Genomic DNA, 8,424 nt, shown 5'->3' on the forward strand with positions numbered 1-8,424 from the left:
GCCCGGGCAGGCCATCGCTATCTTTTTCGAAAAAATTTTAAAAGAAATTGATTTTAGGACATTTCTGCAACAATTCCGTTTTACGATATGCCTATCAAACAAAGAAAGACAGGTATTCCAATGAGTATTTTACAGACAACAGCACTAAAAAAATACTACGGCACCGAGCCGAATATCACTCGTGCCCTCGACGGCGTAACCTTTTCCGTGGAGCAAGGCGAGTTTGTTGCCGTGGTCGGAACCTCCGGTTCCGGCAAGTCCACGCTTCTTCACATGATGGGCGGGCTGGACACCCCCACTTCCGGTTCCATCATGGTGCGGGAAAAGGAGCTGGCGAAGATGAACGACGAGCAGCTCACCATTTTCCGCCGCCGCAACATCGGTTTCATCTTCCAGAACTATAACCTCGTGCCGATCCTCAACGTCTACGAAAACATCGTCCTCCCGGTGGAACTGGACGGCGATACGGCAGACCAGAAATTCATGGATGAAGTCGTTCAGATGCTGGGGCTGAAGGACAAGCTGAAAAATATGCCCAATAATCTCTCCGGCGGTCAGCAGCAGCGTGTGGCCATCGCCCGGGCTCTGGTGACAAAGCCCGCCATCGTTCTGGCGGATGAGCCTACCGGCAATCTGGACAGTAAGACCAGTACCGACGTGCTGGGCCTTTTAAAACGCACCAGTAACGAATTTAACCAGACTATCGTGATGATTACCCACAACAATGAGATCGCCCAGCTTGCCGACCGCATCGTACGGATTGAGGACGGCAAAATCATGGGGTAAGGAGGTGATATGATGACATTACCCTTTGACAATGATACAAGCCGCATTGTAAAAAAGCTTGCAAAAAGAAGTTTAGCGGCTGAAAAGCGCCGCAATTTGCTCATTTGCTGCACCATCGCCTTTGCGGTTGCCCTGATGACGGGGCTGAGTTTTTTTGCCGCTGCACAGAAAGCAAAAGTAGAGCGGGACATCCGCGGTCAGTATCAAGTCATGATACTGAGGTCAACTCAGGAGCGGGTCGACAGCCTGGCCGCACAGCCGGAAGTGGAGCGCTGGGGCCTGTCAAGTACTTTCCCGCTCTCCCGTTATCAGGACAGCGTACTCAGCGTACTCTATGCAGACACCAACTGGATGGCTTTGGGGAATAAGCCCGCAGTTGAGGGGCAAATGCCACAAGGTGAGCATGAGATTCTGGTGGAAAGTGCTTTTTTAGATTACTTCCATCTGCCGCATGAAACCGGGCAACAGATCAAACTCGACCTCGGACGCGGGGAACAGACCTATATGGTAACGGGCATTCTTCAAACCGATAATCTCTCCCGTATGTTTGAAATTATCGTTTCAAAAGCCTTTGTAACAGCGTATTCCGACGGAACACCTGAATTTGAGTTTCGTATGTGCTATCGGGGAGGGGAGCAGATGGACGCAGACCATCTGAAGGAGGATATCCTTACGTTTCTTGCAGCACAGGAAGTTCCGGAGCAAGATATTTTCTTCAGCTCCAATTATTTTAACATGGAGGGTTTCCGCAACAATGCGGGCGGGTATGCCCTGCCTGCTGCCCTCGTGATCCTATTGGCCTGTGGTATGGTGATTTATAACATTTTCTATATCTCGGTCAAGGGTAAGGTGAAAGAATATGGCCGTTTAAAGGTCATTGGCGCCACACCCAGGCAGATCAGGCGGAGCGTCCGTTATGAAAGCATATACCTCTTTCTCCTTGGGATACCGGCCGGCCTTGTGATCGGCAGCGTAATCGCCTTTGCTTGTCTGCCCGCCTACTGGAGTTGGGCAGATAATTCTAAGGCTGCGGTTGTCATCCTCGCCATGACCGGGCTGATGATATTTCTGTCTACCGATACTCCGGTTCGGATGGCTGCAAAGGTATCTCCAATTGAAGCAGTGCGCACATCAAACTATGCCAGGGAAGGAAGGCACGTGAACTCACGCCGGCCTCACCGTAGGCTCACACCGTCTGTCCTCTCTAAGATGAATTTTGAACGCAGCGGAAGAAAAGCGGCAATTACGCTGGCCTCTCTCAGCTTGAGCGGAATCCTGCTGCTCACGGCAGCGACGCTCTATCACTCCATCAACTTTAACAGTATGGCAGCGAAGTACATGGGGGACGGGGGGAATTATATGATTTCCTGGCAGGATGCCGTAGACATGGAGAAGATTCCGGAGCAGGCGTTGGATAATCCACTCTATGACGACCTGCGTGAGCAGATTTTGGCATTGCCTGATGTGGATGCGATTACCTCTTATGACGCTGTTACAGTGGAGATCGATTTGCCGAGAAAGGCGGACACCTTCATCATAACCGCCATGAGTAGGGAACAATTCAGCCAGCAGCTTCCGGATAATCGGATTGCCGCAGGAACTGCGGACTACGATGCATTGGCAGAGGGTAATGGTATTCTAATCTCGGACAGCAGCGACCATATCCTGTCCGGCTATGACTATACGACCCAAATAGGCGATGTGCTCCATCTGAAAACTTACGGCGGACAGGATATGGATTTGAATGTTATGGGAATTGTAAAGGAAGGAAGCCGGGATGCCACCGGCGTGTTGGCGTCACTCTTTATTCTTCCCGAGGAGACACTCCACAAACTATACCCAGAGGTCAAAAACTTCCAGATGGTTTGGAATGTCCATGCCGCTCAAGACAGCGACGTACTGCGTACGCAATTGTTCCAGATTGTGGAAAATCCGGCGCTGACCATCATTGCCCGCAGTGATCTGACGGCTACCCTTCAAACCTCTTTTCGGGAATTGGTAAGGCTGGTCTATCTCTTTACGGCATTCCTTTTTGTCTTCGCACTGGTCAATTTAACAAATACTCTGATAACCAACCTGTTGACCCGCAGACAGGAATTAGGGATTTTACAATCGGTGGGTATGACCCGCAAACAGCTTTCCAGAATGCTTTCATGGGAATGCCTTCGGTATATTTCCGGAGCATTGGGGGCAACAGTCATACTTGGAAGCGCATGCGGCGCAGTACTTATTCTGATCCTGAATCGCCTAAACGTATTAGGCGTTCCAAGTTATTGTTTTCCGATGTGGGAGCTGACGGCCTTCGTCTGCGCACTTTTAATCATTCATTGCCTATATATATTATTTGCAATATGTTATATGAAACAGCAATCCATTGCAGCATGCATCAGGGCGGCAGGCTAAACTGAACCCACAGTCCGGATGGCTTTGATACCTCGAATTGCTGACGGTTCTGGAAGCTATATTCAAACAGTATGGGCGTAAGGAGACGAAACTATGATTTTACCATTTGAAAATGACACCAGCCGTGTCATTCGCAGAATTACTTCTGCACATCTGAAACATGACAGGCTAAAAACGGTTATTACTATTTTTGCCATCACTTTGGCAGCATTTCTAATGTCATCAATATTACTTCTGATTTCAGGAATAATCACTGTTAACCAGAATGGCGGCAATAGCGTCACAGGTTCTTATCACGCCCTGGTTTCTGGCGTAACACAAGAACAGTACAATAAATTATCCACAGATTCACACATAGAACTATTAGGGCTTACTGCTCCATTGGGAAGTGTTAATGTTGGTAAAGATCGCCTGAACCTTTCCTACTCAAATATAGATTGCCTTACTTTGAACGGGCTTTCTGTTTCGGAAGGGAAAATGCCCTTGCAGGAAAATGAGATTCTGATTGAAGAAGAATACCTGTTCAGTCAGAAGATTGATGCCAAAATTGGGGATACCATTTCCTTGCCTTCTCCTGACGGACAAGATAAAACGGATTTTAGAATATCCGGTTATTTGGAAACGGCAGCAAAAGGAACGGAACGAACCTTATATGCAGCTATTGTTTCTGAAGAATTTTTTAAGGCAATCGGTGGATGGGATACTTTTCCGCAAACAGTAATGTTTCGGATAAAGTCTGATGCACTGACAAATCAGGCGGACGTTACAAGTATGGCAATACAAACATCCGCAGATGCCGGAATTGAACAAACACCATCTCTCAATAAATCCTATATCAACCTTATCCAGCCTTCTGTTCTGATGATTGCTGCGGCAGTTGCCGGGCTTGCAATTATTATTATGGCAGGTGTATTGGTTATCTATTGTATTTTCTATATTTCGATTATCAGCTCCATAAAGGAATATGGACAGCTGCGGACAATCGGCATGACGGCAAAGCAGATAAAGCAGCTTGTTTTTAGGGAAGGTTCTCTATTGGCACTGGCAGCAGTTCCGATTGGTTTGATAATGGGAATGATATTCTCTTATGTCTTGATTCCGCAGGGATTTAGACTGAAACATGTGCTGTGGGTATGTCCGGCAGTTATCATATTATCTTATATGACAGTACGCTTGTCGGTTAGGAAACCAGCGATGATTGCGTCTGCGGTATCTCCCATAGAGGCCTCCCGGTATGAAGCAGATGGCATTCATGTACACAAGCACAGACAGCGTAGATTAACCCCTCTTTCTTTGGCAGGGAATCAAATCTTTTGCTATAAAAGAAAGAACCTGCTGACCATAGCTTCCCTTGTGATGACGGGTATTTTGCTGCTAGGTCTGTCGTCTGTCCTCTCCTCCATAGACGCAAAAGAAATGTCCTTATCCGGATTTCCAAGGGGACAGTTTCTTGTTGGATTTACAAATCAAGAGTTAAGAGAAAAATCTTTGGAGCTGGCACAAAAAGAAAGCCCCTTTACTGATGAAGTATATACTGCATTAAGCCATGTCTCCGGGATAGAACAAATCGCCATTGACCAGCAGCTTCCCGTAACCAACGACTTACAAGCATCAGAATCAAACGCAGCGATTGTAGGATTTGGGCAAGAGGATATGGATTTGATACAAAGCTGTGCCGCAAGCGGAATCGTTCCTGATTATAAAACATTAAGATCAGAGAATCAACTCATTATCGGCAGGGCGGAAGACTTTGTAGAATATTTTGGCGTACAGCCAAAAGTGGGAAAAACGGTCACACTAAGGGTCTTTGACGGTACGCATAGTGAGAATATGCAATTTGAAATAGCAGCGGTTCTAGACCAAAACAAAATAGGCAGCCATGGAGATAGAATTGATATGATGATGCTGCCTGACGATTCTATGGAAAAGATTGTACAGAGTAATTTGACCTATCAATATGTAATTTCCGTTGATAACGATTTTGAACAACAGGCAGAAGCAGAAATAGAACAAATTATATTAAACAATTCACGCTTAAATGTTGACACTCTCTCGGCTGCTATTGCTCAAAACGAAAATTTCCTTCAAGGGATGAAACTCGCACTTGCGGTCATGATTACATTTATTGGCTGTTTTTCTGTATTAAATTTACTGAATACAATTTTAACAGGAATTATTGTGAGACGCAAAGAATTTGCCCTTCTGCGTTCCGTGGGCATGTCACAAAAACAGCTTTCTGCAATGGTTCACAGTGAAGGGCTGATTGTAGTTTCTGCCGGACTTATTTTATCGCTGGTTGTTGGCGGCGGGACCGGATACTTTCTTTGCATTTTCCTGAAAAACAGTTTGATGAACTATTTGAACTACCAGTTCCCCTTTGGTATTACGATTCTTTATTGCGTAATTGTCCTTCTGTGCAGTGGAGCTATTACGGCGACAGCATTGAAGTATCAGTATTTTAGGAGAATCATCTCTACAAATTATGTTTTATCATAGTATCTGCCTGTATCATTATATCAAAGGCTTCTTTTACTTCTTCCATGCTTGGAACCGGGGGAAGGTTATTTTCAATCATCTGTAACAGGTACTCAAATTGTTCACCTGTTGGTTTCCGACTGCACCGTATGTTTATCATCTCATACTCTTTTTCGGGATACCGGTAAAATTCAATTAAATCTCCTTCCTCCTGATGTTCCTGCCGGTCTTTGGCGAATATGATACGTATCCTTCCCTTGGGTCCTGCAAATTCCTTTACATTTTGAGCGGACAATGTATTGCTGTAGCCAGCTTCATAGTACCCTACAGATCCGTCCGACATACGCATGGTTACAAGCCCATAATTGTAATTGCCGGCGGGGACATCTATTTCACTGCGCACGCCTGTGGCTTGTATATCCGTTACCTTTGCGCCGGTAAACCATTGTATAATATCTGCATAATGAACGCCGCAGTCTAATAATGGAGATACCTCTTGGAGCATTGACAGATAGCGTTCCCAATTCATTATGTGATGATTTTGCACCATTCGGAATATGACAGGCTTTCCGATCGCCCCTGCCTGAATCATCTCCGCTGCCCGCTGATATGTCTTGTTATGACGCAGGATATGCCCAACTAAAACCTTGATCTCCGGATGTTCTTTCACAAGCCTAAAAAAAGTGCTGCCTGCTTCTAAAGTGTCACAAATTGGTTTTTCACAAAGTACATGCTTATGATATTGAATACAGGCACGCAGTATGTCAAGATGACTTTTAGGTCTGGTAGCAATAATGACAATATCCACCTTGTCATCTGATATACACTCCTTATAATCACTGGTGATATAATCAACACCATACTTTCTTTGAAACATGGCCGCCCGCTCTAAATCACAGTCACATGCGTACGTAAATCGGATATTTTCTTTATAATAATTTTCCTGAATATGCGCCTCCCCCATACCTCCGCAGCCAATTATTGCCACATTATATCTCTTTTTCAATACAAGTATCCTCCTTCCGGTTGAGCTTTTTACAGCACTATCTTATAATAGAAAATACGGGATGATAAGAGATTATTGTACGCCGGATTTATACTTTTGTTCATAGTTAAAATAAAAGAGAGAACAGAAATGCAAAATACAATCTATATCAAACATGAAATTGCCAATGTAATAAACATAGCGAAAATTATAACGATACATTATTTTGAATATGGAAAGGATTATAAATTTCATGGGGAAAGCCATGACTTCTGGGAAATTATATATTCAGACAAGGGGCATGTGTGCATAACCAGCGGCGAACACGAATTTATGCTGGAACCGGGAGAACTGGTATTCTTACGCCCAAATTTATATCATAATATCTGTTCGGATGGAAAACACGCGGCTAATGTATTTATCATTTCTTTTGATACAAATTCTTCCGCTATGCGTTATTTTGAAGATAAGGTAATAAAAATACCAGACGGTCTTAAAGGGCTGATTTCACAAATAATAGCAGAGGGTAAATCTGCATTTATACTTCCCATGCCTGATCCTAAGTTACGTGAGCTGATACCCAAAGAGGATTCCATGATCGGAGCTCAGCAATTAGTCCGATTAAATCTGGAACAATTCCTGATCCTGTTATTGAGACATGAGCAGCAAACTAAAATCAATAATCAGCTTTTTACTTCAAAATCAAAATTTGATAATCATATTGCTGCTCAAATCAAAAAATTACTGGAAGATCATTTATTTGACAAAATTACTGTTTCACAAATCAGCGAACAGCTTCATTATGGCAAAACCCATTTGTCCACTGCATTTAAAAAGGTTTATAACCGAAGTATTATAGACTACTATACATTTATAAAAATTGAGGAAGCAAAACGCCTGATTCGGGAAGAAAATTATTCTATAACAGAAATTTCAACAATCCTAAAGTTTGACACACCGCAATATTTTTCAAAGCGTTTCAAGCAATATGTTTCTATGTCTCCAAAAGAATATCTTTTCTCTGTAAAGGTTGATTGACTGTTTTAAAGATATATTTTCCACTCGTCTTCTCAGAAATACAAAAAGCCATCAGGAGATAAAAGCTGTAGCAAAAATATCAGGTGACGATTATGATGTTGTGGTAAAAACTTATTCTTTTGTTCAATTTTCTTTTCTATGTAGATCAAAAAAACCCCGAAAAATTAATGTTTTCGAGGTTTTTAAAGAGGCGCAGACCGGATTTGAACCGGTGGATACTGGTGTTGCAGACCATTGCCTTACCACTTGGCTACTGCGCCTTGTTTATTATATTATATGCAGAACACAATCTAAAAATGACTCCGACGGGAATCGAACCCGTGTTACCGCCGTGAAAGGGCGATGTCTTAACCGCTTGACCACGGAGCCTCTTTTCTTTTCCAGGTTCCTTCCCCTGGCTCCACGCTTCTCCCAGCGCTCTCTCACTCCTCAGGACTCTGCCTTCACAGCTAACTCCCCGAGTAGGGCTCGAACCTACAACAACTCGGTTAACAGCCGAGTGCTCTACCATTGAGCTATCGAGGATTACTTCTTACCACTTCTCTTTAATCACTTATATGAACCCATACCCTCAAAACCGAACATTGAATTTAATCTCTTTCTCCAAAACTTGCTTTCCTATACCTTCAGGATAAGCCCTCGACCGATTAGTACTGGTCAGCTACATACATTACTGCACTTCCACCTCCAGCCTATCTACCTCATACTCTCTAAGGGGTCTTACTTATTGGGATATC

General features: G+C 43.9%; 5 protein-coding genes, 3 tRNA genes and 1 other annotated feature. Of the genes, 4 read left to right on the plus strand and 4 right to left on the minus strand.

The annotated features are described in order from the left end of the window. Positions 1 to 120: 120 nt before the first annotated feature. From BLA28_RS20895 to BLA28_RS20905, 3 genes are all read left to right on the plus strand, one after another. Positions 121 to 786 carry an ABC transporter ATP-binding protein gene (locus BLA28_RS20895; protein ID WP_069157906.1) on the plus strand — a complete coding sequence of 222 codons (666 nt, stop codon included), beginning with the start codon at positions 121 to 123 and terminating at the stop codon, positions 784 to 786. Positions 787 to 795: 9 nt separating this feature from the next. Continuing rightward, positions 796 to 3,189, plus strand: a complete 2,394-nt coding sequence (locus BLA28_RS20900) for an ABC transporter permease (RefSeq protein WP_081330058.1) — start codon at positions 796 to 798, stop codon at positions 3,187 to 3,189. Positions 3,190 to 3,282: 93 nt separating this feature from the next. Next, positions 3,283 to 5,685 (plus strand): ABC transporter permease, encoded by a 2,403-nt coding sequence (locus tag BLA28_RS20905; protein WP_069157908.1) that lies wholly within the window; start codon positions 3,283 to 3,285, stop codon positions 5,683 to 5,685. Here BLA28_RS20905 and BLA28_RS20910 read toward each other — a convergent pair. Further along, complete coding sequence (locus tag BLA28_RS20910; protein WP_069157909.1) at positions 5,663 to 6,670, minus strand: Gfo/Idh/MocA family protein; 1,008 nt, start codon at positions 6,668 to 6,670, stop codon at positions 5,663 to 5,665. The two genes, BLA28_RS20905 and BLA28_RS20910, sit on opposite strands and share 23 nt — an antisense overlap. Before the next feature lie 129 nt (positions 6,671 to 6,799). Between BLA28_RS20910 and BLA28_RS20915 the strand changes: the two genes are divergently transcribed. Beyond that, complete coding sequence (locus BLA28_RS20915; RefSeq protein WP_069157910.1) at positions 6,800 to 7,687, plus strand: AraC family transcriptional regulator; 888 nt, start codon at positions 6,800 to 6,802, stop codon at positions 7,685 to 7,687. Positions 7,688 to 7,875: 188 nt separating this feature from the next. Here BLA28_RS20915 and BLA28_RS20920 read toward each other — a convergent pair. The 3 genes from BLA28_RS20920 to BLA28_RS20930 form a co-directional block, all read right to left on the minus strand. Further along, positions 7,876 to 7,947 (minus strand) — tRNA-Cys (locus tag BLA28_RS20920). Positions 7,948 to 7,984: 37 nt separating this feature from the next. Next, positions 7,985 to 8,056, minus strand: a tRNA-Glu gene (locus BLA28_RS20925). Positions 8,057 to 8,140: 84 nt separating this feature from the next. After that, positions 8,141 to 8,212, minus strand: a tRNA-Asn gene (locus tag BLA28_RS20930). A gap of 114 nt (positions 8,213 to 8,326) precedes the next feature. Beyond that, positions 8,327 to 8,410, minus strand: a sequence feature (23S ribosomal RNA rRNA prediction is too short). Positions 8,411 to 8,424: the final 14 nt, after the last annotated feature.

This window comes from Eisenbergiella tayi (assembly GCF_001881565.1).
GTDB lineage: Bacteria > Bacillota > Clostridia > Lachnospirales > Lachnospiraceae > Eisenbergiella > Eisenbergiella tayi.

Bases quoted from the DNA above. Each gene is read 5' to 3' on its own strand.
- BLA28_RS20905 (WP_069157908.1), top strand. From the start codon at position 3,283: ATGATTTTACCATTTGAAAATGACACCAGCCGTGTCATTCGCAGAATT.
- BLA28_RS20895 (WP_069157906.1), top strand. From the start codon at position 121: ATGAGTATTTTACAGACAACAGCACTAAAAAAATACTACGGCACCGAG.
- BLA28_RS20915 (WP_069157910.1), top strand. From the start codon at position 6,800: ATGCAAAATACAATCTATATCAAACATGAAATTGCCAATGTAATAAAC.
- BLA28_RS20900 (WP_081330058.1), top strand. From the start codon at position 796: ATGATGACATTACCCTTTGACAATGATACAAGCCGCATTGTAAAAAAG.